The organism is Rhodanobacter sp. A1T4 (assembly GCF_014207185.1).
Lineage (GTDB): Bacteria > Pseudomonadota > Gammaproteobacteria > Xanthomonadales > Rhodanobacteraceae > Rhodanobacter.
The window spans coordinates 11,862-36,766 of the sequence record NZ_JACHCP010000003.1; the positions used below are offsets into that span (position 1 = coordinate 11,862).

Sequence of the window (24,905 nt, forward strand, 5' to 3'; positions counted from 1 at the left end):
ATCCCGCCAAACTTGTCACTCCCACCTTGGATGCCCGGTTTCTAATCTATCGCACAACTACCCACCCACATGCCGCTGCCCGAACAAGGCGAACGACGAGGAGGCCATTGCGATGACGACTCACAACACCGGAACCCATGACGAATGGTTGACAGCACGGCTCGCGTTGCTGCAAGAGGAAAAGGAGCTGACCCGACGTAGTGACGCACTCGCGCAGCAGCGGCAGGCACTGCCGTGGGTGCGCGTCGACAAGGATTACCGGTTTGAGACCGAGGAAGGCGACGTCTCTCTGATCGACCTGTTTCGCGGCTGTTCGCAGCTGCTGGTATATCACTTCATGTTCGGGCCCGACTACAAGGCGGGATGTCCGTCCTGCTCATCGATCGCGGATGGCTTCAACGGCATCGCCGTTCACCTGATGAACCACGACGTGATGTTCTCGGCGGTGTCGCGGGCGCCGCTGGCCACGCTGCAGGCCTACAAGCGCCGGATGGCGTGGACGTTTCCCTGGGCATCCTCGAACGGCGGCCACTTCAACTTCGACTTCAACGTCTCCTTTACCGAAGAGCAACAGCGCGAAGGGAGCGTCGAATACAACTACGAGCGCGGCGGTCATGCAATGGATGCGTCATCGGTCCCGGAGCCCGTCGTCCAGTTAGCCGACACCTGCGGAACCGACACGGCAACGTACGGGCGCGATCGGCCGGGCATGAGTGCGTTCGTGCTCGAGGAAGGCGTCGTTTACCACACCTATTCTGCTTACTCGCGCGGAGTGGATGGTGTCTGGGGCATGTACCCGTGGCTCGACCGCGCGCCAAAGGGGCGCAATGAGACAGGCATCTGGTGGCGTCGACATGACGAGTACGACAAGCGTTGAGCCATGTCCTGATGATGGCTCAACGGTGCTTCATGACAGGAGAGGTGACGTGAGCGACGTGCATAACGGCGCAGGTATCGGTCATGAAAGCAGTAATGCGGCATCCTTCCGCGCAGCCGACTGGCTGGGTCTTGCGGCTGCGCCGACGTTTGCCCTCATGGCGTTGCTGACTAACGTTCTCGGAGGCAGCCCGATGGATATGCTTTGCTCGGCCGCGCACGGTGCCTCGCCGCTGAACGGCATGGTGCTGATGTATGGACTGATGAGTGTCTTCCATTCGACGCCCTGGCTGAAATTAATTGCCCACCGTCGACGCGGTATCCGCCGATCCTGATCCGGCGTTCGCCACATCGAAAAAGTGCCAGTTTGTTTTGGAAATCCACCGAGCCCCAGCCATACTGGGAAAAATAATTCGCAAGGGGTGGATCGTGTCTTCCGTCATTCAGCAACCGGTTGTCGCCAAGCTTACGCGCGCCGCGATTTTTCTCGTGGTGACGTTGAATCCTGAAACTCGGCATGAAGAGACGGTCCGAGCGCTTTGCGGTGATCTGGCGTCTCTTTTGCGTGCGGTGGGCTTCCGCGATTTCGAAGGCCGGCTGTCCTGCGTCATGGCCTTTGGCTCAGACGCGTGGGACCGACTTTTCGGGCAGCCGAGGCCCAACGAATTGCACCCGTTTCGCGAGATCAAGGGACAGCACCATGCCGTCTCCACGCCGGGGGACATACTCTTCCATATCCGTGCCGCGCGCATGGACCTGTGCTTCGAGCTGGCGGCTCAGATCATGTCCCGCATCGGCGACGCCGTCTCGACAGTAGACGAAGTGCATGGCTTCAAGTACTACGACGAGCGCGATCTGCTCGGCTTTGTCGACGGCACCGAGAATCCTGGGGACCCGGACGCCATCAATGCCGCGATCATCGGCGAAGAAGACCCCACCTTTGCCGGTGGAAGCTACGTCATTACGCAGAAGTATCTCCACAACCTGAAGGCTTGGGACGCGCTGCCTGTCGAGCAACAGGAAAACATCATCGGCAGGAAGAAACTCTCGGATATCGAACAAGCCGATACCGCGAAGGCCGCCTATGCGCACAACGTCCTGACCAACATCGAGAAGGATGGTGAACAGCTGCAAATCGTGCGTGACAACATGCCATTCGGCGAAGTTGGCAAGGGCGAGTTCGGCACCTACTTCATCGGTTACGCGCGATCTCCGGACAGGATCGAGCAGATGCTAGTCAACATGTTCGTCGGTCGACCGCCGGGCAACTACGACCGCCTGCTGGACTTCAGCAAGGCCGTCACCGGCTCGCTGTTTTTCGTCCCGTCCGCGACGTTCCTGGCCAATGTTTAGGTGCAAGAGATGCCAGGCAAAGCCGAGTGCGGATTCCGGTCAAGGCTGAACAGGCCGCTGATAATGACCCACGTTGATTTAGGCAGCACATTGCAGTCCGACGACGTTGCCAGCAAGTTTGGATTGTCCGCTTCCGAGCGAAGCTGTATGAAAACGCAAATCGCAGGCGGTAGTTCGCCATAGGCGAGTGGATTAGAGATCGTCATCAAATCGATGACGATCAGGCTGTTTCGCGGTCAGCGACAGAGAAGCGCTTTAAGGCAAGTCATGCACGGATACCCTAAACGCGGTGCGGCTTTCAGCGGCATTTCGCAGTTGCGGATCGTAGATCAGGTAATCGTTCTTATAGGCTTCGGGTGGTAGAGCTTTTCCGGTGTATATATCGGGGTAATTGAAATAAAGCACCGTGGTGACGCCGAATTTCGGCGCTTCGTTATGCAGCCACCAGCCCATGTTGCCGTAGGTGTGGCCAAACCATTCGGCTTTGCTGTGTCCGGCGGCCGCGGCTTCCGCATTGGGCTCGATGGTTGCCGTTTCCCCGATCACCAGCGGCTTCCTGGGATCGATGCCTGGAGTGGTGCGAACGGCGGCCAGGGAGTCGTGGAATACCTTTTCCATGGTGACCCATCCACCCTGCGAGGTGGAATGGTTATAGCCGTCAAAGCACAGGTATTCCACCTGGTCGTTGCCGGGGTAATAGGTGATGAAGTTATTGTCCTGATTGACGCCCGGGCACCACATGAAGGGCAGGTCGGGGAAGCGGACGTGCATGACATTGCGCACATGCCGCCATGCCGGATTGAACTGCGCGATTGAATTGTGGTTGTGACCGTTTTTGAATCCCCAGGGATACCAGTTTCCGTTCATTTCATGAAAGGGACGTGCGATCAGTTGTACTTGCGGGTTGGCTTGATGCCACTGAAACATGTCGGTAGCCAGTTGTTTCAGGTCTTCGTCCAGCTTGCCGCTTTGGATGACCGACAGGCTGTTTTCAAGGCCAACATTAACGACGATATGTGTGACCCCTCTCTGCACCAGACTGTCGAACAGCTTTGTGTTCAACGACTGGTTGTACTTCATGTAGCTGAGGTTCCACCGCAACGGGCGACCAGCGTCTTCTACCGTAGCGTCATATTGCTTGATGCTTTCGGCGTCGGTGCCGAGGACCGGCAATGTATCGGTGGCTGTCGCAAGAAGTGGCGACAAGCAGCAGAAAATGGCGACAGCCACAGGGAACAGAACTCGAAAGCCAGGGCGGAATTTGCAGTCCATTCGCGTTGCCTTGTTGAAAGTTGAGGGAATTCTTTCCAGGAATTTGTACAGCTGGTCCAGATTAACGATTGAAATCTGAAGGATGGAAAACTGAAGACAGTGCGTGTTTTGCTGCGTCAGTTTTGCGAAGGAAAATGGCGAACGTTAGACATGCGGGTGAACTGGAGTGAGTCGCGCTTCGAACCCTAAATCTCCGCACTGTATTGCTTCGTAGATTGCGCGGTGCGGCAGTCCTGTGCTAAATCTTCGAGGCAAGGGGTTTTTTGAATGGGGTCGTTATGTCATCTCATCTGCGTTCTATGCGTGGACTGCAGTCGTGCTTCGCTTTGTGTGTCGCGGCCGTTTTGGCGTGCGGCGCCTCGCTGACCGTTTCGGCACAATCCTTGACCATCGGTTCTCGGAATGTGGCCGTGGCTGATCCGTTGGTGCCGCGTCCGCCGGGTACGCCATGCGTCATCCCTTTGTTTACCAATCAGTCGTTCGACAATCTCAGTGGCCCTGTCCCATTCAACTACGCACCGGCCGCCGGTTGTCCCGGTCCGTGGCAGAAGGTCGTACTCAGTATCGATCTAGGCATCGTCGGCACCAATCAGTTTGATCGTACCGGTTCCATCTGGTTGGGTGGCGCCATCCTCTATTTCGGCACCACGCAGGAGCCGACCATTGCGCCGCCCAATCCCACGACTTGGCATATCGAGCGAGATGTGACCGACTACAGTGCGCTGTTCGGCACAAACCAGATCGGGCACGCCGACCTCACCAATTATGTTGAAGGGCCGTACGACGGCAAAATTACCGGTTCGGCGGCGCTGTATTTCTATCCGCCGGTCGACGGCGTGCGCCAAACGCCACAGCCGCGTCCGGATGTCGTGCTGTCCATGAATTCCAATCCGGCCAACGGCACCTACGCCTTGAACACGACCAGCAGTCAATACGTGGCGACTTACACGTCACTGCCGAGGAATATCGAGCGCGCGTATCTGGATGTGTATACCCAAAGCCAAAGCAACGACGAAATCTGGTATTCCTGCAATCCGAACGATCAAGGACAGCTCAGCTTCTTCGGCTGCAACAATACGGCGTTTCGCGAGGCCGAAATCAGCATAGATGGTCAGCCCGCCGGCGTTGCGCCGGTGTATCCGTGGATTTATACCGGTGGCACCGGCAATCCCTGGTTGTGGGAGCCGACGCCGGGTGTACAGACCTTGTCGTTCGTGCCTTATCGCGTCGACCTTACGCCTTTCGCGGGTGCGCTCGATGACGGAAAATCGCACACCGTTGCGCTGAGCGTATTCAATGCGAACCAGTATTTCTCCGTGGCAGGCAATTTGCTGCTTTATCTCGATCACGGATCGCGCCAGGTCATCGGGGCGGTGGTTTCCAACACCTTGAGCGCTGCGCCGATACCGAAGGTCGTCGAAAACCTTACCTATAATTCAAGCAACAATGTCACCGGTGGCAAGATCACCGTCACCTCGAATCGCCAGTTCGCCATCACCGGCACGGTGATCACCTCGCATGGAGTGGTGAAGACGCAGGTAGCGCAAACCGTCGCATTTTCCAATGCGCAGGACTATTCATTGCCGGCCAACAGCGAAGGCGAGAATATCGTACAAAGCTCGACCGTGGATTCGACGACCACGCGTACCGAGGGCTGGAAGAAAACGATCGTTCACGAACAGCATAGCTATCCGCTCAAGCTCGATCTGGGTTATTTCCAGCAGCCCGACGGAACGTACCAGCAATACAGCGACGTAAAGGACCAGGAATTCAAGCAGTCGGTCGAGGTGCTGTCCGACGCTTCGCCGCCGGTCGCTGCCGTGGTGGACAACCAGTTCGTCGGCAACAACACCATCCTCTGGGATTCGACAGGCCAGAACGTCACGGGAATAACCGATACGCATAGCCGTCAGGCTTATACCTATAACGACACATTCGGTGCGTGCTACAGCCGCAAAATTGCTTCAAAAAATAATGCGCTCACCAGCTGGCAGGATGGTGGCGATTGTTGGCTAGGATTGAATTCCCTGTCCTGGCGCGATCGCTTTTCGCAATACGCATCCAAGGTCTACGGGGCGACGTTGCAGCTGCTGCCCTGATGCAGTGATCTAAGGTAGCGGCAAGACTTCTGCCGCTGGATCGGCGAACCCGACTGTATCCCAGGCGGGAAGTGCTTACGATCGAGGGGGCAGTCCAGGAGGTTCAAGCATGCGTCCATTGAAGCAGGTTGCCCGATTCGCTCTGTTGGTGCTGGCGCTTTGTGTAGCGGGAATCGGGTATGCCGGTGAACCTCTCGATTCGATCGATAGCCAGTTAGACCAATGCTTGAGCGTTCCGGACAATGCGTCCACGGGAGGGCAGACCGATTGCATCGGTAAAGCGCAGAAGGACTGGGATAAACGCATGAATCACGCTTATGCCCAATTGATGCGCGAGCTTCCGTCGGCACCGGCTTCAAGTTTGCGCGTGGCTCAGCGCACCTGGCTTACGTTTCGCGATGCGGAGTCCAAAGCGCAACTTGACTTTTATACGACGCGCCATGGAACCATGTACGTGCCCATGGAGGCGAATGCGGTCATGACACTGACCCGTGATCGAGCCCGACAACTCGAAGCATACGTGAGCACCCTGAACATCGAAGGCCCCTGATTGCCATGACGCTAGGGGTTATCGCGGGAATCAAGGTGTCGGAGACATTTACTATCGCCAGGATATGAAAGATCTCTGAGACCTTCTTACCAAAATCAAAACCGCCGCCATGGCCGCGCATAAAATCCAGGCCAGCGGCATTCGTACCATCACCGATTCCGGTACACGATATAACGACCAGGCAGGGGACAGGGTCGACCTCCCCTGAACATTCACTCTGACCGCGATCTCGGGTTTCGCGCTCCCTGGTTGGGGAGTGATGCGTTTTATATCGGATCATCAAACACAAGGAGAGCATGTGAAAAAGATTGCGTTTCTTTCGGCTGGAATCCTGGGCCTTTGCTGCTTCACATTCAGCGGCTTTGCATCAGCCCAGTCGGCTTATTCTCAACGTGTACCGCTCAATGCCATCAATAAATACGTTGGCTCCAACGGCTCGATCAAAGAGATAACACCGATCTTCAGCCAGCTACTTCTTGTAAGCGTGCCTGGAAATTTCAGATCTGTTTTCGAAAACGTGGGCAATGCAGGCACGTTCTATATTCAGGAGTCGGTGCCTGCCGGCGAAAGCAAATCCCAATGGACGCAGATGATCACGCAAACGGGCGGCAAGGGCCTGGCTTCCAAGATCAACATCACGCCTCAATTCGTGGCGTTCGACCTGGCCAAGCGGTTCCACTCGGTATGTCCGACGACCTTCAGCAGTCTGAATCTAGGCGAGGTCCAATTAAGCGGCGTCTATGCTTACGCCATGATCGCCAGTTGCGGCACTGTGACCGAAGCCAGTGCCTCGCATAGCGAGTCCACACTGATCGTGGAAATCAAAGGCAGCAATGACTATTACGGCTTGCAGTGGGCGATACGCGGCCCTGCATCGGCTCAGCCCATTGCTCTGGACGAGGCGACATGGCGAGGACGGCTGCAGCATCTACAGCCCATCAAGCTGTGTCCGATCGTCCCTGGTGAACAGATGCCTTATCCGAGTTGTACCGGCTAAGTCGCTGGTTTGATGCGGGTCAGCCTGCATCACGGTGGGGGAGTAGGTGAGGCTACCCGCATTGCAGCGTGCTGTGGAATGATCCGTGCGACGGCACGACACGGCATGCGAATGCGGGATATGAGATCACCACCGAATGCGCAAGAAAAAACAGAAGTTGACGTTGCCGGTGGTCTGGCTGCCCGACGGTAGTAAACACGTCATAACATCTCCCCGAAATTGACGGATTTGTTTCAGCGAGAGTCAGCGGCCACCACGATCGCTACTAGTAAAGTGGCTGGCATAACGCGCTCGCCCGATGGACGGAATTTCCAGTTGCGGGTTCCCCCCATGCGGGTGCATGCTTCGTGGCGGTTGTTCGGTAGCAGATTCATGGCTGGTTGATTTTGCCTGTCCCAGGTATCCCTCTATTACAAGGAATTTAGTATGGCGCTCGTACGGCAAGTTATTACCTCTCTCGCGCGCGACGGCACCGATCTGTTGGGTACCCGCAGTCTGGCCGTAAAGATCGTGGATGAGAGCATCGTATCGGGCTCTCTTCTGACGGTGGAGAGCAATCATTTCTGCGTACTCAAGTCACGCGGCGCGGTGCTCGAAGTTTATGAGACCGGACAATTTGCGCTGACCACGCCGGACAAGCCGCTGTTGGGTTCGATCGCGCAGGGCTTCTTCGGTGGTTCGTCACCGTGGGTGTTTGAAGTCATCTACATCAATCGCTCGAAGCTGCTGGTTCGCAGTCAGGGCGTCGCAACCAGTGCCGAAATGGCCGAAATGGCCTATCAGGTAGACTATTACATCCATGTCGATACCAAAGCGGCGGCGCTCGATCTGATCACCCACCTGCCATTCAATGGCCAGCTGATCGATACGAAGGAGGTTGCCGATTACGCCGGACCTGCGATCGAGCAGGCGATCAACCAGATCGTGCAAGTGACGAAGATGGAGGATATCAACGCGCATATCGGCGAGATTCGTGAATCGGTCAAGAGCCATCTCACCGATTTCCTACACATCTTCGGGATCACGCTCAACGATCTGAAGGTGTTGATCATGCCGAAGGATGAGCGCATGCGCGAGCTCATTTCGCTGCAGGCTATCGGTCTCACCCCGATCGAAGCGGTGCGTTATTACCTGGCTCTAAGGATGGCCGACAAGGGGCTTGTGTCTGCGCCCAACGCGGCCGCGGGTATGCCCTTCCAGATCGGTGTGCCCACAACGGGTGTTTATCCCGTGGGCGCGGAGACCGGTCTCTCCAGCGGGATATAGTCGCGATGTCTGGCTTTTATGATGAGGGCGAACTACGGCGCATCGCCATCAATCTGTTTTATGGCTGGGGCTACAACTTCTACCGGCTGGAGAACCAGCTGCGCGCAGATGACCAAATGGTGCGCAGCCAGGCATCTCGTCTGCTCGGCATGGCGCGCTCGAGCGTGGAGCGCGCCGAGACTGATTATCGACACGAGTTCATCAGAACTCCGACCCGCGAGAAGCCTTTTCCTGATCCCGATATCGTGACGGGTGCCCGCGACCTCGAACGGCTTGGCGCGGAAATCGGCTTGGTCGGTAATCGGCTGCAGGCGTTGCCAGTGCCGGAAAATGACCGCATGACGCAGCGTTACCGCAAGGAGGCCGGCACGCTACAGGCGTTGATCCACACCGATGAGCAATTGACCGGGCAGGCGTCGCTGCTGCAGACACTGCTGGATGGCAAGAACGGTTTGTGGATGCTGGAACACCAAGCCGATATCAAGGAGGGTTTGCTGGCGATCCAGCAGACCCTGCGAGGTCGCGAGGAAGCGTTGATCGGTCGCGTCGCATAGCCATAGATAGATTCAAAAGATCAGTGCAACTGCGTCGGCATACTTGTCGCCAATCGGTTGCACATCGCTATAGCGCTTCATCCAGGGAGTCTTCGCCATGTTCACCATCATTGTTCTGGTCATTGTTGTCCTCGTGGTGGTGGTGAGCACTCGCCGGTTTCGAAAGCGCACTGCGCAAATAAAAACCATACTCCAATCGATGGACAAGGATCGCCCAATTGGCGGGATCACCTCGGTGCTCGCGCTGAAGGAGGAAGTGAAGGCGACTCTTCTTGCTCAAGCGATGGCCCAGGCGGGCTCTTCATCTTCAGAGACTCCTCCTCAAGGAACGCTCGGTGTAGGCGAGATCATTTCCATTTCCTCGTTGGCGACCGGCAGTCCTGAGGCAACGCTCGAACTCGATGCCATTGGCGCACCGAAGCGGCGGGTTGTGGCACCGCTGCCCGAAGGGCACGGATTGACGCGCGGCGATCGCATCTACGTTCTGCTTGATCAAAGCGACCCTTCCGTCGTCGCGCTTGCGCCCGCTTCCATGACCGGAGTGCAGACTCTGCCAGTGGGAGCCAATCGCCTTGACGCTCTCGTATTGGGACCGCAGATTCTGGAGGCGGGTGCGAAGGCGAAGGGCGTCGTCAAGACGGCCGATTCGATACCGATGGCCGATGCGACGTTAGCTGCGCGCGGATTCAGCAAATGGCGGCTTGATCTGGAAGTGACCCCGGAAAGCGGCTGGCCTTATCGCGCCGAACTCACCATCAGCCTGTCGACGCCGGAAAAGGCTGCGCGCATTGCCCATGCGGGTGCGGAGGTAGCGCTACGCTACGATCCGGATGACACAAAGACAGTGAGCATCGATTCGATCGCGATGGGCTATGGCAATCCCTATGAAACGCTATCGTCGCCGATGCAATCGACCCGGACCGTGACCATTACTACCACGATGGGTTCACCCGGTGGGCAGACCGTGTTGCTAGTGAATGCGGGACGAAACCTTATCGAGGTAATCAAAATGGTGCGCAGCGCCCGTCCGGGGATGTCTTTGCTCGACGCCAAGAACTTGGTGGAATCCGCCCCGCAAAAGCTGCTGGAAAATCTCGCGCCGGAACAGGCGGATTCGATCAAGCGCCAACTCGAGAGCGCAGGAGCTACAGTGATTGTGGTGTGAGCGGATGGCATGCTGATGCATCTACCGCGCGCGAAAGCAAACAAGGAAGTCACGAGATGGTCAAACAGGTTTTCGTTTGTCTTGCATTGATTGTCGCCGCATGGCTTGTGCTGCCGATTGCCGCACTCGCTGAAGGTCCGGCGAATAGCGTTCATGAGCCGACCTATGCGGCTGACGGCCGGCTGATACCTCCGGTCGATTATCGCGAGTGGATCTTCCTCAGCTCGGGTCTGGACATGAGCTATAACGAAAAGGCTCTGGCATCCGAGCAGCCAGTATTCGACAACGTCTTTGTCAATCCGGAGTCCTATCGTACCTTTCTGCAGACGGGTACCTGGCCGGACAAGACGCAGTTTGTGCTGGAAGTGCGCAGCTCATCCGCCAAGGGCTCGATCAATCATCGCGGCCACTTCCAGAATGGCGATATCCAGGGCATCGAGGTTCATGTAAAAGACGCAGCGCGATTCGACGGCGGCTGGGCGTTTTTCGATGTTCAAGGCAATGTGCCCGCCGCCAAGCTACCGATGACCGCCGCCTGCTACGCCTGCCACCGCGATCATGCAGCGGTCGGCACAACCTTCGTCCAGTTTTATCCGACCTTGCTGCCGATTGCGCGCCAGCATGCGACGCTCAGTGCCAGTTACCTCAAGGACGAGGCCGATCTCGCAAAAACGGTGCACTGAGTCTGATATCGGTGAAAGCAAACAAAGTGCACTGAAAATCGGATGTATCGCGATCCATAACACCGGGAAAATTGCATTCGTGATCAAGAACGGCTGGATCTACAAGAATGACGGAGGCTGAGATTTCCGTCGTAACAGTGAAACACGGATGATCCAATGTTTGGCAGCTCCACTCGGTGGAGCAACAGTGCTCGTAAAACGGGCCATAGGTAGTTAAAGTGCAATAACCACTTCCAGCGTGTTTGTCGCTCATGCAGTTCCAGATCGTCCCGAGAGAGGCAACGCTATCGCTTGCATCGGCCGGCAAGTGGATGCTGAAAGCGCTTTAGCACTATTGTCACCAGTCGAGATTTGCCAACGATGAGGATCAGTAACCCATGGGTATAACCAGGCGAGAAGCTCTTCGGCTGTTGGCTGCCGGTCTCGGCGCGGGCCTGGTATCAGGGCGATTGCTGGCCGACGACAAGCCTGATGCAATCGCTGCCCGCTTTGCGCGTGATGTGGCGAGCGACGTCGGGCCGGGGAAAAAGTTTGGCGTCGATGGCCACGCGCAAAACTATCCGGGCAACACGATCATCTGTCACTTGAATCACCCGGGGCGGCAGTTCGAAGCGATGCAGCAGGTCTACGCCGAACTGCGCGCACAGGTTGGTGATGCACAGATGAGCTGGCTGCCGTCCTCGTCGTTCCACATGACGGTGTTCGATGGGGCGCTCGATGTGCGTCGTGCGCCCGGTGACTGGCCGAGCGGATTACCGCTCGATGCGAGCATGCGCGAATGCAATGACTATATCGCTGGCAAGCTGCGCGATGCCGACTTCGGTTTCGAACCACCGATTCGCATGGTCGCCTATGACGCGCCGCTCACACCCAAATGGACGGCCATTCCGTTGCGACCGGTTGATGACGCCGAGGCGCGTCGCCTGCGTTCCCTGCGCGATCGAGTCGCTCAGGTGATCGGCATTCGCCATGCCGGTCACGACCAGTACATTTTCCACACCACCTTCGGCTATCGCATACGGCCACTGACACAAGCGACTGCGCCGCAGTATCTGCAGCAGCTCTCGACGGCGCTACGCAAGATGCGCGAGCGCATTCCCGTTTTCGAAATGGGTGCGCCGGAATTTTGTCTCTTCAACGACATGATGTCGTTTCAGACGCAGTTTCTTTTGAAGTGAAAACGCGATAAAGCGAGCGAATGCCGAATATTCAAGCGTGCTCAATCTCGGCATGAGACGCCGAATGTGTTTAATGCGGCAACAAGTGTAGGGGGAATACGGAACCGGCATGCACGGAGGCATCCTTGAAGATGCCGAGTAACGATGCACTCCGCTGCGGCGTCGGTTTGTTCGTGGCTTTCAATTCGCCAGCGGCTCGGTCAGCGGCGGGCGACGCGCGCTCAACGCGGTGCCGACCGCCGCCACGATGATCGCCACGATGGCCAGCCATTGAAGCAGGCTGATCCGTTCGTCCAGCAACGCCACGCCAGCCACCGCCGCGACGGCCGGCTCCAGACTCAACAAGGTGCTGAATGTGCGCGCCGGTAGTCGGGTCAACGCGACCATCTCCAGCGAATAGGGCAGGGCCGAGCTCAGTACCGCCACACCCAGCGCGTACGGCAACAGCGTCGGCGACAGCAGGGCGCTACCGGCATGCGCGACACCGAACGGTATCGCCAGCAAGGCACCGATCGAGGTGCCCCAGGTCACCGTGTCCGCCCCGTAGGCGGCTCCGGCCTTTTTTCCCAGCACGATGTATAACGCCCAGCCAACACCAGCGGCCAACGCGTACATCACGCCAACCGGATCGAGCGCCTGCATCTGTCCGCGCAGCGGCAACAACAGGGCCAGACCGGCCACCACCAGCGCGATCCAGACGAAGTCGATTAACCGGCGCGAGCTGATCAGCGCCAGCGCCAGCGGCCCGGTGAATTCCAACGCTACCGCGATACCCAGCGGGATCGTGCGCAGCGACATGTAGAACACCAGGTTCATTGCACCCATCGAGAGGCCATAGCCCCATAGCGCACGCCAGTTGCGCTGACTGCCCGAGCGGCGCCACGGTCGTCGCCACAGCAGCAACATCAGCGCGCTGAGCCCAAGCCGATAGGCGGTAGCGCCTTGTGCGCCGACCTGCGGAAACAGGTGTTTGGCCAGCGACGCACCACATTGGTACGAGACCATGCTGATCAATAGCGCGCCGACCGCGAGCGCGAGCGGAGCAACAGTGGAACGTGATGACATGAGCGCAGCCGCGGCGGGAGAACAGTTCGTCCATGATGCCCGCAGATCTAGATGAAACCCACCATGCAGACCGACTTGTCGTCGCCATTACTGACACCGCCTGTCAGCAATGGATGGCACGACTCGCGGGATGATGCATGGTCCGCAGCCACTCCGATGGGCGTTTGATGCTCGATGAACTCAGCCTTGTGCGAGGAGCGAAAGGAAATTCGGTTGCCCATTGGACGCACCGAGTCCGCCGTCAATCGGCAGAATCGCTCCATAAACGCGGCTGGATTTCACCGTTTTCTCTTGTATCGAATAGCAAACAAGCTGACCGAATTTGGTTACATTAGCGGGGCTTTGGGTGGCTAGGGCAGGGGAAGGTTTATGCGAATGACGATAATCACCGGCATTTTGCTGCTGGTGGTTCTGATGGGTGGATGCAGCCAGACAGACATGATGAAGACGCTGGCGCCTTCGGTTGATCAACAGGTGGCTACTCGCTATATCGATTTGTTGCGGCATCACCAGTTCGATCAGATCGAGACAGATCTCGATTCCTCCTTACAGACGCCGGATATCCATGCTGCGCTGGTTCGCCTGGCGGCGGCGTTTCCTGCGCAGGATCCCGTTTCGGTGAAGTTGGTCGGGGCAAATACGTTTCACAGCCCAAGCGTCGATAAGAAGAACATCTCATTCGAGTATCAGTTTCCAGATCGCTGGCTGCTGGTCAGCGTAGCGACTCAGGGATCCGGTGGCATAAGGAAGATCTACGGTCTGCATGTCAAGGTACTCTCCGATTCTCTCGAAAACATTAATCGGTTCACGCTGAGCGGCAAGGGTGTATCGCAATACGCCGCGCTGGCGCTGGGCACTATTGCGTTGATCTTTACTCTTTACGCCCTTGTGGTTTGTATACGAACTCGTATCGCCAAGCGGAAATGGCTGTGGATCATTTTCATCCTGGTTGGCTTTGGCAAATTGTCGGTGAACTGGACGACTGGACAGTGGGGTTTCATGCCTGCGTCGATTCAATTGTTCAGTTCGTCTGCCGCTGCCCAGTTATATGGCCCGTGGATTGTCGCCGTTTCCTTTCCGCTTGGGGCGCTATGGTTTCTGCTGCGCAGGAAACATCTAATAGCTAGCGCGGTTGGGGACGTGAACTAAAGAGTCTTTCTTCATTCAATGCTCAGGTGAGAACCGACACGGCGTCCACGATGAAGTGCGCAATGATGTTCACCCACAGATTCCGTCGCCACAGGTACAGCAGGGAAAACGCCAGGCCACCGACGGCGACGAACAGTTCGTGACTCCAACCCCAGCTGCTTACGTGGGCGGCGGTGAAGATGGCGCAGGAAACCACCACGGCGACGGTTCGGCTTCCCGATAATTCTTCGATGCGCTCCATGGCGTAGCCTCGGAACAGGACTTCCTCGGCGACGGCGGCACGTACGGTCGAGATGAGTCGCCACCAGAACGGTGTAGCCATCAATGCGTTGGCGTTGGTTGTGGACGTCATCGAGTCATTCAGATGAAGCGCGGGCAATACAACGAAATACATTGCCCCAAGAATGGCCGTGATAAGCAGGCCAGCACATACACCCAGGGCGATGTTCCCGATGCCTGGCATTCGAAACCCGATCGACGACAGAGGCCGTCGTTCTATCTTGCGGGTATACAACAGGATTGCGGCGACATAGATCCACCAGATGGCTTCATTGCCGATCAGGTGACGAATGCCCGCGAATTCATGATCCCAGTCACCGATGGGAAGGCTGGCAACGCCCAGCGCGAGCGTGAGCCCGACAAGTGTCACCAACCATTTACGCCTGCGGGTGGGTTCGAGTTCAGTGGCCAACGTGTGCATGGATCCGCCTGTGGATGTATGGATGCTCTGCATGCCTTCATGCTTTCGATTGACTCGCAAGCGCTTCGGTACCCATCTGGATGAAGCAATCAAGGGCTTGCGTGGTGCGTTTGCGATCGCCGCTGCTCATGAGTTCGATAAACAAGCCATCGAACACGGCTGCACATAGTGTTGCCATGGCAGGGGTGCGCAACGAGGGAGACAGCGCAGCCAGCGCAAGATCAAGCCAGCTGTCGGTGTTGCGCCCGAGGTACTGCGCGTAGGTATCCGGATTTTGAATGGCGAGGATCTGCAGTTCGTACAGCAGTTTCAGATACAGATAGTTTTCGTCGGCGATGGCCCAGTTCCAAAGCAGCTTCAGTGGTGGTTTCGAAGGCCTGCCTGCCGATGGTTTGTCCAGCAACTGGACGAAGGACTGCTGCACATGCGCCTGCATCGCCTCCAGTACCTCGGTGAGCAAGCCTTCCTTCGACCCGAAGTGGTAAATCAGCAAGCGGGCGCTGGTTCCTGTTCCCGCTGCGAGCGGGCGTAATGAGAGATCGGCCAAGCCGTTTTCAAGCAGGTAGGCGATAAGCGATTCGATGAGTTCGTTTTTTCGATTTTGCATGTAACGGACGTTACATGTAACGTCCGTTACATGTCAAGGATGTCGCCTACATCCGGAAGCTTGTGATCGAATCAGCATTTCGTTCGCCGCGCCCCCATTTTTTCGGCATCGCATGCAGGGTGCAGGTGCTGGCTGCGCCATCTGCTTCTATCGTGAGATAGTGGTTCTGATCGATCAGCAGGCACGTGTCTGCTTCGCTACTGGGGAGTCCACCTGTGTCTAAGAGAGTCATCCGCTTCGTGTCTGCCTTGCCACCGATCATCACTTGCCGGCACACCCTGCTAGTCGCAGTGCTGGCGGGGTTCTGCGCCGCTACATCCGCCGTGGCGCAGACGCCGCCGCTGTCTGCGCAGACGCAGCAGTTTGTGAAATATGCGCAACCGCTGCTGGCGATCACTCATATACGGGTCATCGACGGCACAGGAACAGCCGCGAAGGAAAATCAGACAGTGCTGCTGCGTGACGGACTGATCGCGGCGGTCGGCAAGCACGTGAAGCTGCCGAAGAATGCGACGGTGATCGACGGTAGTGGACAGACGCTGATTCCGGGGCTGGTCGGCATGCATGACCACATGTTTTATCCGGCGCCGAAGGTGAACCCGGAAGCGAAGGAGGCGATCTATCCCGAACAGGCATCGAGCTTTCCCAAGCTGTATCTGGCCGGTGGTGTCACCACTATCCGCACCACCGGCAGTACCGAACCGTATACCGACCTGGAGCTGAAAAAGGCCATCGATGCCGGCAAGATTCCTGGCCCGAAGATGCATACCACTGGACCTTACCTGGAAGGCAAGGGCAGTTTTACCCCGCAGATGCATGAGCTGGTGGACGCGGCAGATGCGACCGCCACGGTCAATTACTGGATCGGTGAGGGTGCGACTTCGTTCAAGGCCTATATGCACATCACACGCGCCGAACTGTCGGCGGCGATTGCCGCGGCACATGCGCAGCACATCAAGGTGACCGGGCATCTATGCACGATCGGCTTTACCGAAGCGGCCGACCTGGGCATCGACGATCTGGAACACGGGCTGCCAGTGGATACCGAGTTCACCGCAGGCAAGCAGTCGGACGTCTGCCCGGACACCAAGCTTGCGGTAGCGAATCTCGCCACGATAAGCGTGGATGATCCACGCATTCAACAGTTGATCAGGCATCTGGTGGCGAAGCACGTGGCGGTCACCTCGACACTGCCGGTGTTCGAGACGTTCGTGCCCGGGCGCGCACCGGTCGACGCGCGCGTACTCGATGCGATGCTGCCGGAGACGCGTGTCGAATACCTCAAGGGGCGTGACAAGATTGCCGGCATCAAGGACTCGCCGTGGGTGAAGGTGTTCAAGTTGGAAGAGGATTTCGAGCACGCCTTTGTGCAGCAGGGCGGAACCCTGCTGGCCGGGCTCGACCCCACCGGCTTTGGCGGCGTCATCGCCGGTTACGGCGACCAGCACGAAGTGGAGCTACTGGTGGAAGCCGGCTTCACTCCGCTGCAGGCGATCCAGATTGCCACCCTCAACGGTGCGCGCTTCATGGGTGAGGAAAAGAACATCGGTTCCATCGACATCGGCAAGGCTGCCGACCTGGTGCTGATAGACGGCAATCCGGCAACCAACATCAAGGACATCGAAAACGTCGCGCTGGTGTTCAAGGACGGCGTGGGCTACGACCCGGCCAAACTGGTCAAGGCAGCGAATGGCACGGTGGGTCTGCGCTGATCGATAAAGTGAGTGCAGACGTTTCCCACCAAATAAACGCCTCCGACCAATCCAGCGGGCGGCTAGTTGACTTAGAGGAACCACATCCGAAACAAGCAGCGACAACCGGCGCGGTCCGCCGAATACCGATCGGATGGCCGCGGCAAGTGTTGCTAGCAGTGAGCCCTTGAACCACGTCATGTTTTTCGTTCGTGGAAACGTTATCGTAGCGACTACAACTTAATTCACCAGCATCGACAACAGGGGGGCCTCATGTTGGAGCTGGAAATACAGACTCTCTCGGAGAAACGGGAGGGGCTGCTGATGGACATCGGTCGACTGCTCGTTGCAAACGGCTTTACCTTGCAGCGGCACCGATTGGTGCAGGATCCGCATGGCGCGTTGATGACGATGGTGGTGCGCGGGCCGTCACGCAGGAAACGCGCGCTGGAATCGGCGCTGGACGAGCACGAGCGCATTATCAGTTTCAAGATCGCGCCATTCCAGGATGGCGCGTCGACGCCGCACTTCGCGGCGTCGCGTGTGCTGCCGCGTCCGTCCGGCGTGGCGGCATCGACGCCGTCACCGGCCATCGATGCCTTGCCGGTGGTGGCAGAGGAGATCGCGGTGGAGCCGCCGAAAGCACCAGCCCCGGTAGCCATCGTTTCCGTCGAGCCGCTGACGCCGCCGCAGCCGGTTCCGGAGCCCGAGCCGGAGTTCGTCTTCATTGTTCCGCGTGCGCCCGCGCCGGCCCCTGCTCCGGTGGCGGTGATGGAGCCGTTTGTCGAGCTGATTCCGGAGGGGCCGGACATGGAGGCAGTAGATACGATGCTGCCGAAACTGAAAAACGACTATCCGCTGATTTTTCCGCGACTGCTGAAGCTGGATGCCGCGGTGAGCGCGGTTGCGCGTGAGGCGTCGCTCATGCTGGCGGGGCAACGCCTTGGCGCCTGGGTCTCGGAATGCGATCCGACATCGCGCGAGCCATTCGCACTGCAGGAAGCGATCGAGCGCGTTGCGATACCGGCCCTTGCCGCACTGGTGGATGTCGGACAACGATACGACCAGCTGCATATTCGCCACAGCCCGCTGTGCAGCGAGGACGGCCACTCCGGTTGCGCGTTCTTCAACGGTTACCTGCAAGGGTTGCTCGGTCCCGCAACCGGGTCGGACAGCCTGTCGATCTTCGCCGTCTGCTGCCGTAGCTACGGTGCCGACGCCTGCGTACTGGCGATTTCGGAATGAGCGGCATGTGATCGGCGATGTCTAGTGGCTATGGGCGTCGTTGCTGAGCGCCATCGCTTGCCGCCCAATGATGTGGTTTGATCACGCGAATCTTTCCACCTTGCCACAACCTGCAGGCCACCATGTCCCAGCCCGTTATCGAGCCCTGGCTGTATTCCGCCGCCCTCTTGCTGGGTTTGCTGATTTTCGTGAAGCTGGGCTTTGTGCTTGGCAAACGTTATGGCGTCAAGGGTGATGCCAACGCGCTGAGCGGGGCGGTGTTCGGTTTGCTGGGCCTGTTGCTCGCGTTTTCGTTTTCCGGCGCGGCAGGCCGGTTCGAGCATCGACGCGAGTTGATAACGCAGGAGGCCAACGCCATCGGCACGGCTTATTTGCGCATCGACTTGCTGCCGGTGGCGCAGCAGCCAGCGCTGCGCGAAGCGATGCGCCGGTACGTGCAACTGAGGCTGAATACTTACCAGGTTACGCCGGATTCCACCGCTGCCGCCAAGGCTTGGGCTGACAGCGTGACCTCGCAGCAGCAGATCTGGACGCAGGCCACCACCGCGGCGCAGAACTCGGGTAGCAACGCTACGCTAAGTCTGGTGGCTTCGGCGCTCAACGACATGTTCGATATCACTACGACACGGCTGGCGGCCACACGCGACCATCCACCAGCGGTGATCGACCTGATGCTTTTTCTGCTGGCGCTGATGTCGGCCTTGTTGGCTGGTTATGGCATGGCGGACGGTGAGCGGGTGCCCTGGCTGCAGGTGATGGTGTTTGCGGTGGCGCTGACGGTGACCGTATTCGTGATCCGCGATCTCGAGTATCCGCGTATGGGATTGATCCGGGTGGATGCTGCCGACCAGCTGTTGATCGAGACCTTGCAGGGTATGACGCCTACATCGGCGCATTCGCCATAAGCCAGCTTCTAAAAGCTAGCGATTGCTGGAAATCTCAGAGGGGTAACGGATTGCCCACTATTGCAGCCAATACAGATTCGAATCACGGGCCTGCTGCCAGATGTATGACCTTGTGGGAATGGCTCAGTGGCGCGGGCTAGGGCTGTTGATGCCGCCACAGGTGCCGCGAAGTTGCTGGAATGAAGCAGCAGGTGTGCGGTTCGTCACGTCACGTCACGACGCCAGCTCAGGGACCGTTTCGATCAGCCGCTTCACGAAGATCGAGAAGGTATCTGCACGGTCCTTGGATGCCGAGACGACGAGAACCTTATGTTGTGGGTCTTTCCAGGGGAGCTAGCAGGCATATGCTGCTGTGAGCGAGGACTTGCCGATACCTCGTCGATAACCCTGCGCCGCGGGCCGTGCTGCAGATACGACGAGATGTCGTACTGGACTGGTGTGGGGGCAGGGAGGTTAAGGTGCTTCCAAATGTGGAAGACGAAGTTACGGAAGTCGAGGAAGGGATGCTTCTTATCGACTTAAGTTTTCCAATGGGATGGCGATATGTGTTTCTAGAGAGCTAACGCAAAGGGAGAGGCAAATGAGTAAAACGTCCGGCGTGAAACCACAACGCGGCGGCCCGGCAGGGACAGTTCGGCACGAAACGCCACTTGCCAACAAAAATGAGCAAGGCACGTCTTGGCGGCCAATCGTGTTGAGCGCATTGCTAACGGCTTGCATCACTTCGCTTGGTGTCTACCTCACGAGCCGATATCAATTGCGACAGTGGCACAGTGAAAAGATGTACACCGCTGAGACCGACCTGTTGTCTAGGCGCTTAGGTTTGGTCGAACGCTTCATGAAAATTTCGCGCCACCAATCTGATTTGATGTCTTTGAATGCTCTTAGGCAGCAGGATTTGAAGGAGATGCAAGAGGCCGTTAGCAACAAGGATCTAGCTAAGGTTAGGCAGCTGATGCGGCAGAGCAGCGAGGACAATCATCGTTTCGACGAACTTAACAGCGAGTACCAAGCTGTGATGGACATGGCTGTCGAGCTTTTTGGGCCTAAGACTCAGGCTGCTGTGGCTGTCGTTCTCAAGAATCACAATCCGCAGGTTTGGGAAGCGTCTGAAAAGGAGCAGGGCAATGTTGTCGCGGCCATGACTGGCGAGGTGCTCCTGAACCTCGGTGATGTCCCCGCTGACACCAAAGTGAGTGCATCAATAGGTCCGGACGGTAGCACTCGGACAGCTCAATGAACCCCGTCAGGTTCGAAAGGGAACTCGGCGAGCTTGTTGTTTAGTCACCCTATTGGGCTGCCGTCTGTGGGCAACGCTTCGATGCCATTGTCCTTCACGAACTGCCGGGCGACATTGAGGATCGCAGCGAGGCCCTTCTCGCCCGTATCCATCTGCTCGATTGCATCGGTGAGCTTGGTGGCGATTTCGGAGTGCAGGGTTCCGAGTGCGTCTTTACTTGCTGCTAGCCGATGATTTCCGCATCGGTGGTGTACCTCCTGATCTGACCCTCCATCACCATCTGGAAGTTCTTGAGAGCTTCAAAGGTCTCAAGGTTGAAGATGATGTTTCGGGGTAGGAAGTCAGGCTTGATTCGGATGTTGACTGGCAGCATCAGCTCCTCCTCGCTGTAGGGAGCATCGAAGGGGGTATTGTTAGAGAACTGCTTAGTGCTCACTCGTGGCTCCATAAAGAAGCCCCGGCACCGAGGCTGAAGTTGAGGGGTTGAGGCGGGACACGAGAGACCCAGTAGTTCACCTAAAGAGTCTTTAGGTTCTCTCTCTTGGATCGTCTCCCCTAGGTTGGTGTTTTTACCCCTCCCGGCACCTGGGCGGTACCCGAGCGGTACACGTGGCACAGTGAATTGGCACAATCGGCCGCTCGCGGTATCCCAAGTGGCTGAATTAGGTGAGGCGCGACAAAATCATCTTTCTGGTCGGTGGTTTCTTTTGGAGTATGGGCCAGGTTTTATTCACCGGGGTGATATACGCGCTCGACGTGACCTTGTAACTCTTCTGGCCAAAAATAGACGTTACGCAGATTGCCGGTGGTGTAACGCTCGGCCTCGTCATTGAAGTGTGGCGAGTCCGGGTGACCGCTTTCGCCGCCGGCGGTGATGGCGCGGGCGTGTACTCTGGGGCCGAACTCGACTGCCGCGACAAAACTGTTGCCGCTGGTGCCGTAGTAGCGCTTTGTACCTGGCCAGCGATGCGCGCCAAACGAAGCGAGCGAGCCCCAGCGCGAGGAGACGAACGGCACGGGAATGCTTGGCTTGCTGTCATTGAACGGCTGCTCGATGTCGCCGTTGAGCCGCTGGAAGCGATTGATCTCGCCCCACGGTATACCCCAGCTGCCGAAATCCTTTTCCAGTCGATTGGACGCTTCGACTAGCGCTTGCAGACGCGCCGCTGGTCCCGCTTTCTCCGCCATGTAGTCGTAGATGGAGAGGCCTTCGGCGGTATCGGCCTTGCTGACCGAGTCCCACAAGGTATCGCCCCAGAAAACCGCGAGCGAGGTCGGTATCGAGGTGATGCTCCAGCGATAATCCCAGTGACGCAGCAGCGCGATCTGGCCAGCGAGCTTCGGCTTCAACGGATCGCTGGCGGGCAGCGCGTCGTAGTCGGCAACCAGTATCGGTATCTGCCGCGCGAACGCGGGCAGGTACGAATCAAAGGCGTTGCTGATCAGCGACGCGATGGTGAAATCACGCTGGCCGGTAAGCAGGCCGGTGGCATGGATACCACGCGGGTTTTCGCCGAAGCTGTCCATATAGCGCGGATAGTCCGCCTCCTTCGGGCTGTACGGTCCGGCTGCGGAGTAGGGCCAGTCGTTGGTGTTGAAGATCCAGCCATTCGGCGGGTTGAGCAGGTGCGGCGCCGCGTCGAGCGGCAGCAGGCCTTTCCAGTCGGTGGCGGGGTTGCTGCCGTCCACAGGCTTGGTGTAATCGAAACGGTCATCGCGTTGCGGGATGAACTGCGGATGCAGATACGCTATCTCGCCCTTGTCGTCGGCGAAGATGGTGTTGTTGGACGAATTGGCCTTCAGCTCGGCAACCTTCATGTAGCTGGCGTAGTCGTTGGCCTTGGTGCGCAACCAGCTTTGTTCGAGTGCCTCCATTGGCTTATTCATCAGCGCGATGGCGATCCACTTGCCGTCGGCTGCACGCACTACCGGGCCGTGATGCGTGGCGTAGACCGTGAAGCGGCGTTCGGCCATCGAGCCGTCCTTCGCGCGATAGGGCACGGTGATGATCTTGCTGGTGACCGGCCGCAGTTCGGTGCCATAGCGATAGAACAGCTTGCCGTCCTTGTGCACGATGGTTTCGGCAAATTCATCGACCACGTCAGCGCCGGAAGAGGTATGCATCCAGCCGATGTGCGGATTGAAACCCTGGTAGATGAAGAACTGGCCCCAGGTGACCGCACCGTACGCATCGAGCCCGGCGTCGCTGCTCATCTGCAGTTCGGAGCGGAAGAAGAACGAGGTATGCGGATTGATCAGCAGCAGCGCGTGACCATCGATGGTGAGCCTGGGTGCGATGGCAATGCCGTTGGAGCCGGTCGGTTCGCTCCAGCTCGACGGCGGATCGACGCGCGCCAATGCGGCCGGGTTCTGGCCGTAGAAAGCCTCGAGCTGATTCAGCGACACGCGCTCGATATCACCGCCGATGCTGCCTTCGCTGAAGCTAAGCGCCATCCACGGTTCGAAGTGCCTGATGACGCGCGGGTGCACGTCCGGGTGCATGGCGAGGTAATCGTTGAACCCGTCCGCCCAGCTGTTCATCAGTGCCTGCAGCCAGCCGGGACTCTTCGCATACATCGTCTTCAATTGGACCGGGTCGATAAACAGCTTCATCCGCAGGTCCTGCCAGATCGCTGGTTCACCCTCGGCCTCGGCGAGCCGGCCCATCGCATGGAGGTAGTTGGTCTCGACGCGGTTGAAGTCGTCCTCGGCCTGCGCGTAGGCCATGCCGAACACTGCATCGGCATCGGTCTTGCCATGCACATGGGCGATGCCCCAGTCGTCGCGGGTGATGGTGACGGCTTGAGCTTCGCGCTGCCATCGCGCGGTCTCCGATGTATCGCTAGTGGCGTGTGCTTGAGCAGCGAGACCGAGTGCGACCAAGGCAGCGACGGGCAGCAAGCACTGCAGATAACGAGATTGCTTTGACAGGCGTGCAGGCATCGGCTTTTTCATCCCCCAAATCGGATCACAGCATGCACTTTACCGAGGTCGTGCCGCCATGGTGCAAAGGTCATGCGACCACGATTTGTCTGGAGCGACGCCGCTTTGGAAGAGGTGACCCAGCGCGGCGCTCCGTGGTGATCGAGCGCGCTAAGTAAAATATTTATTGCGACCGGTTACATATCGAATCATTCCGCATTGGTTCTTTACCTTGGCCATAGTTCGCTACACCGCAGCACCTGCGCAAGATGGGTCACGATGAAACTATTGCATGCGTTCTGTGTTCAATCACTGAGTCATCAGTCGTTAGCGAAGCCCCCGTATGAATTCTCTAGTCACCACGCCCAGCAAGTCCCAGCGTACCCGCCTCGATGAAAACATCTGCGTACACATCTTCACCGCCTCGGCGGCGATGGTGGGTGTATGCCTGACAGTGACCGGCATCATTCGCGTGGTGATCGCAACCCACAAATCCGACATGTTGGCCGAAGATCTGCTGGCGGTGAACGCGATGCTCTATCTGGCGTCCTGCCTGCTGTCGTACTGGGCGCTGCGCACGCGAAGCGTGATTCGCAACTATCGACTCGAACGCATGGCCGACGTTATTTTTTTGGTGGCGCTGACCCTGACCGCCGTCAGCGCGGCCTACATCACCTGGGCGATGTCCTTGCATTGAGAGACGTCATGCAGGACGCGCGCTTTGCCTTGGCCCTGCATCCACCCTTTGAGCATTAAGCGCGGTGCGGCAGCTTCCACTCCGGCCGGATGAAGTGGCAGGTGTAGCCGTTGGGGTAGTGCTGCAGGTAGTCCTGGTGTTCGGGCTCGGCTTCCCAGAAATCGCCGGCCGGCGCCAGCTCCGTCACCGCCTTGCCCGGCCACAGGCCCGAGGCATCGACATCGGCGATCGTGTCTTCGGCCACTTCCTTCTGTGCCTCGCTGGTATAGAAGATCGCTGAGCGGTAACTCAGGCCGCGATCGTTGCCCTGACGGTTCGGCGTGCTGGGATCGTGGATCTGGAAGAAGAATTCCAGCAGGGTGCGATAGCTGATCACCTGCGGGTTGAAGATGATCTCGATCGCCTCGGCGTGACTGCCGTGGTTGCGATACGTGGCGTTGGGAACATCACCGCCGGAGTAGCCCACGCGCGTGGAAACCACGCCTGGCTGATGGCGGATCAGATCCTGCACCCCCCAGAAGCAGCCGCCGGCAAGGATGGCGCGTTCGGTTGTAACAGTCATGAGTTTGGTTCCTGGTGATGGATGTCGACAGCTTGTGACATAGATGGGGTCGCCCAGTGGCAGTCCAAGATAGCGACCGAAGGGGAGCAGGTGCCAGTTGATAGTCAGTTTCTACTGAGACTGACTATC

General features: G+C 58.0%; 24 protein-coding genes. 17 read left to right on the top strand and 7 right to left on the bottom strand.

The window, feature by feature from the left end; translation table 11 throughout:
• Positions 1–112: 112 nt before the first annotated feature.
• From HDE80_RS06285 to HDE80_RS06295, 3 genes are read left to right on the top strand one after another with little or no spacing between them, the layout of a single operon-like run.
• Positions 113–877 (top strand): thioredoxin family protein, encoded by a 765-nt coding sequence (locus tag HDE80_RS06285; protein WP_184668980.1) that lies wholly within the window; start codon positions 113–115, stop codon positions 875–877.
• Positions 878–926: 49 nt separating this feature from the next.
• Entirely contained in the window at positions 927–1,211 is a 285-nt protein-coding gene (locus HDE80_RS06290; protein ID WP_184668982.1) for a hypothetical protein, read from the top strand.
• Entirely contained in the window at positions 1,177–2,229 is a 1,053-nt protein-coding gene (locus HDE80_RS06295; RefSeq protein ID WP_304625750.1) for a Dyp-type peroxidase, read from the top strand. Before HDE80_RS06290 ends, HDE80_RS06295 begins: the two co-directional genes overlap by 35 nt.
• A gap of 255 nt (positions 2,230–2,484) precedes the next feature.
• Here HDE80_RS06295 and HDE80_RS06300 read toward each other — a convergent pair whose 3' ends face one another.
• The gene (locus HDE80_RS06300; protein WP_184668984.1) at positions 2,485–3,501 is read right to left on the bottom strand and encodes a glycosyl hydrolase; all 1,017 of its coding nucleotides are present in this window, start codon (positions 3,499–3,501) and stop codon (positions 2,485–2,487) included.
• A 410-nt stretch (positions 3,502–3,911) separates the two neighbouring features.
• Here HDE80_RS06300 and HDE80_RS06305 point away from each other — a divergent pair, with 410 nt between their 5' ends.
• The 8 genes from HDE80_RS06305 to HDE80_RS06340 all read left to right on the top strand — a co-directional run bounded on the left by HDE80_RS06305 (position 3,912) and on the right by HDE80_RS06340 (position 11,993).
• Complete coding sequence (locus HDE80_RS06305; protein ID WP_184668986.1) at positions 3,912–5,600, top strand: peptide-N4-asparagine amidase; 1,689 nt, start codon at positions 3,912–3,914, stop codon at positions 5,598–5,600.
• Between the two features lie 109 nt (positions 5,601–5,709).
• Positions 5,710–6,150 carry a lysozyme inhibitor LprI family protein gene (locus HDE80_RS06310; protein ID WP_184668988.1) on the top strand — a complete coding sequence of 147 codons (441 nt, stop codon included), beginning with the start codon at positions 5,710–5,712 and terminating at the stop codon, positions 6,148–6,150.
• A 298-nt stretch (positions 6,151–6,448) separates the two neighbouring features.
• Entirely contained in the window at positions 6,449–7,147 is a 699-nt protein-coding gene (locus HDE80_RS06315; RefSeq protein WP_184668990.1) for a hypothetical protein, read from the top strand.
• A 426-nt stretch (positions 7,148–7,573) separates the two neighbouring features.
• The gene (locus HDE80_RS06320; protein WP_184602501.1) at positions 7,574–8,413 is read left to right on the top strand and encodes an SPFH domain-containing protein; all 840 of its coding nucleotides are present in this window, start codon (positions 7,574–7,576) and stop codon (positions 8,411–8,413) included.
• A 5-nt stretch (positions 8,414–8,418) separates the two neighbouring features.
• Positions 8,419–8,967, top strand: coding sequence for a hypothetical protein (locus tag HDE80_RS06325; RefSeq protein ID WP_184668992.1), 549 nt, complete (start codon positions 8,419–8,421; stop codon positions 8,965–8,967).
• 97 nt (positions 8,968–9,064) lie between these two features.
• On the top strand, positions 9,065–10,132 hold the full coding sequence (locus HDE80_RS06330; protein ID WP_184668994.1) for a ribosomal protein L7/L12: 1,068 nt from the start codon (positions 9,065–9,067) through the stop codon (positions 10,130–10,132).
• A gap of 56 nt (positions 10,133–10,188) precedes the next feature.
• Positions 10,189–10,815, top strand: a complete 627-nt coding sequence (locus HDE80_RS06335; protein ID WP_184668996.1) for a cytochrome P460 family protein — start codon at positions 10,189–10,191, stop codon at positions 10,813–10,815.
• Positions 10,816–11,192: 377 nt separating this feature from the next.
• Positions 11,193–11,993: a DUF1868 domain-containing protein gene (locus HDE80_RS06340; protein ID WP_184668998.1), complete on the top strand. Its 801-nt coding sequence runs from the start codon at positions 11,193–11,195 to the stop codon at positions 11,991–11,993.
• Positions 11,994–12,173: 180 nt separating this feature from the next.
• On the opposite strand, the gene HDE80_RS06345 is transcribed toward HDE80_RS06340, so the two are convergent.
• On the bottom strand, positions 12,174–13,058 hold the full coding sequence (locus tag HDE80_RS06345) for an EamA family transporter (RefSeq protein ID WP_184669000.1): 885 nt from the start codon (positions 13,056–13,058) through the stop codon (positions 12,174–12,176).
• A gap of 375 nt (positions 13,059–13,433) precedes the next feature.
• Here HDE80_RS06345 and HDE80_RS06350 point away from each other — a divergent pair, with 375 nt between their 5' ends.
• Positions 13,434–14,207: a hypothetical protein gene (locus HDE80_RS06350; RefSeq protein WP_184669002.1), complete on the top strand. Its 774-nt coding sequence runs from the start codon at positions 13,434–13,436 to the stop codon at positions 14,205–14,207.
• Between the two features lie 22 nt (positions 14,208–14,229).
• On the opposite strand, the gene HDE80_RS06355 is transcribed toward HDE80_RS06350, so the two are convergent.
• Together HDE80_RS06355 and HDE80_RS06360 are read right to left on the bottom strand one after the other, a co-directional pair.
• Positions 14,230–14,907, bottom strand: coding sequence for a type II CAAX endopeptidase family protein (locus HDE80_RS06355; protein ID WP_184669005.1), 678 nt, complete (start codon positions 14,905–14,907; stop codon positions 14,230–14,232).
• Positions 14,908–14,944: 37 nt separating this feature from the next.
• Positions 14,945–15,514 (bottom strand): TetR/AcrR family transcriptional regulator, encoded by a 570-nt coding sequence (locus HDE80_RS06360; RefSeq protein WP_184669007.1) that lies wholly within the window; start codon positions 15,512–15,514, stop codon positions 14,945–14,947.
• Positions 15,515–15,729: 215 nt separating this feature from the next.
• Here HDE80_RS06360 and HDE80_RS06365 point away from each other — a divergent pair, with 215 nt between their 5' ends.
• From HDE80_RS06365 to HDE80_RS06380, 4 genes are all read left to right on the top strand, one after another.
• Positions 15,730–17,226, top strand: coding sequence for an amidohydrolase family protein (locus HDE80_RS06365; protein WP_345776419.1), 1,497 nt, complete (start codon positions 15,730–15,732; stop codon positions 17,224–17,226).
• 252 nt (positions 17,227–17,478) lie between these two features.
• Positions 17,479–18,450 (top strand): hypothetical protein, encoded by a 972-nt coding sequence (locus HDE80_RS06370; RefSeq protein WP_184669009.1) that lies wholly within the window; start codon positions 17,479–17,481, stop codon positions 18,448–18,450.
• A gap of 122 nt (positions 18,451–18,572) precedes the next feature.
• On the top strand, positions 18,573–19,355 hold the full coding sequence (locus tag HDE80_RS06375) for a hypothetical protein (RefSeq protein ID WP_221437459.1): 783 nt from the start codon (positions 18,573–18,575) through the stop codon (positions 19,353–19,355).
• A 580-nt stretch (positions 19,356–19,935) separates the two neighbouring features.
• A complete protein-coding gene (locus HDE80_RS06380) occupies positions 19,936–20,595 on the top strand; it encodes a hypothetical protein (RefSeq protein WP_184669011.1) in 660 nt (219 codons plus the stop codon).
• A gap of 223 nt (positions 20,596–20,818) precedes the next feature.
• Here HDE80_RS06380 and HDE80_RS06385 read toward each other — a convergent pair whose 3' ends face one another.
• Together HDE80_RS06385 and HDE80_RS06390 are read right to left on the bottom strand one after the other, a co-directional pair.
• Positions 20,819–21,031 (bottom strand): hypothetical protein, encoded by a 213-nt coding sequence (locus tag HDE80_RS06385; protein ID WP_184669013.1) that lies wholly within the window; start codon positions 21,029–21,031, stop codon positions 20,819–20,821.
• 290 nt (positions 21,032–21,321) lie between these two features.
• Complete coding sequence (locus tag HDE80_RS06390; protein WP_184669021.1) at positions 21,322–23,538, bottom strand: penicillin acylase family protein; 2,217 nt, start codon at positions 23,536–23,538, stop codon at positions 21,322–21,324.
• Between the two features lie 322 nt (positions 23,539–23,860).
• Here HDE80_RS06390 and HDE80_RS06395 point away from each other — a divergent pair, with 322 nt between their 5' ends.
• A complete protein-coding gene (locus HDE80_RS06395; protein WP_184602485.1) occupies positions 23,861–24,214 on the top strand; it encodes a hypothetical protein in 354 nt (117 codons plus the stop codon).
• Between the two features lie 55 nt (positions 24,215–24,269).
• Here the strand turns inward: HDE80_RS06395 and msrA are convergent, their stop codons facing one another.
• Positions 24,270–24,776 carry a peptide-methionine (S)-S-oxide reductase MsrA gene (gene msrA, locus HDE80_RS06400; RefSeq protein WP_184602484.1) on the bottom strand — a complete coding sequence of 169 codons (507 nt, stop codon included), beginning with the start codon at positions 24,774–24,776 and terminating at the stop codon, positions 24,270–24,272.
• Positions 24,777–24,905: the final 129 nt, after the last annotated feature.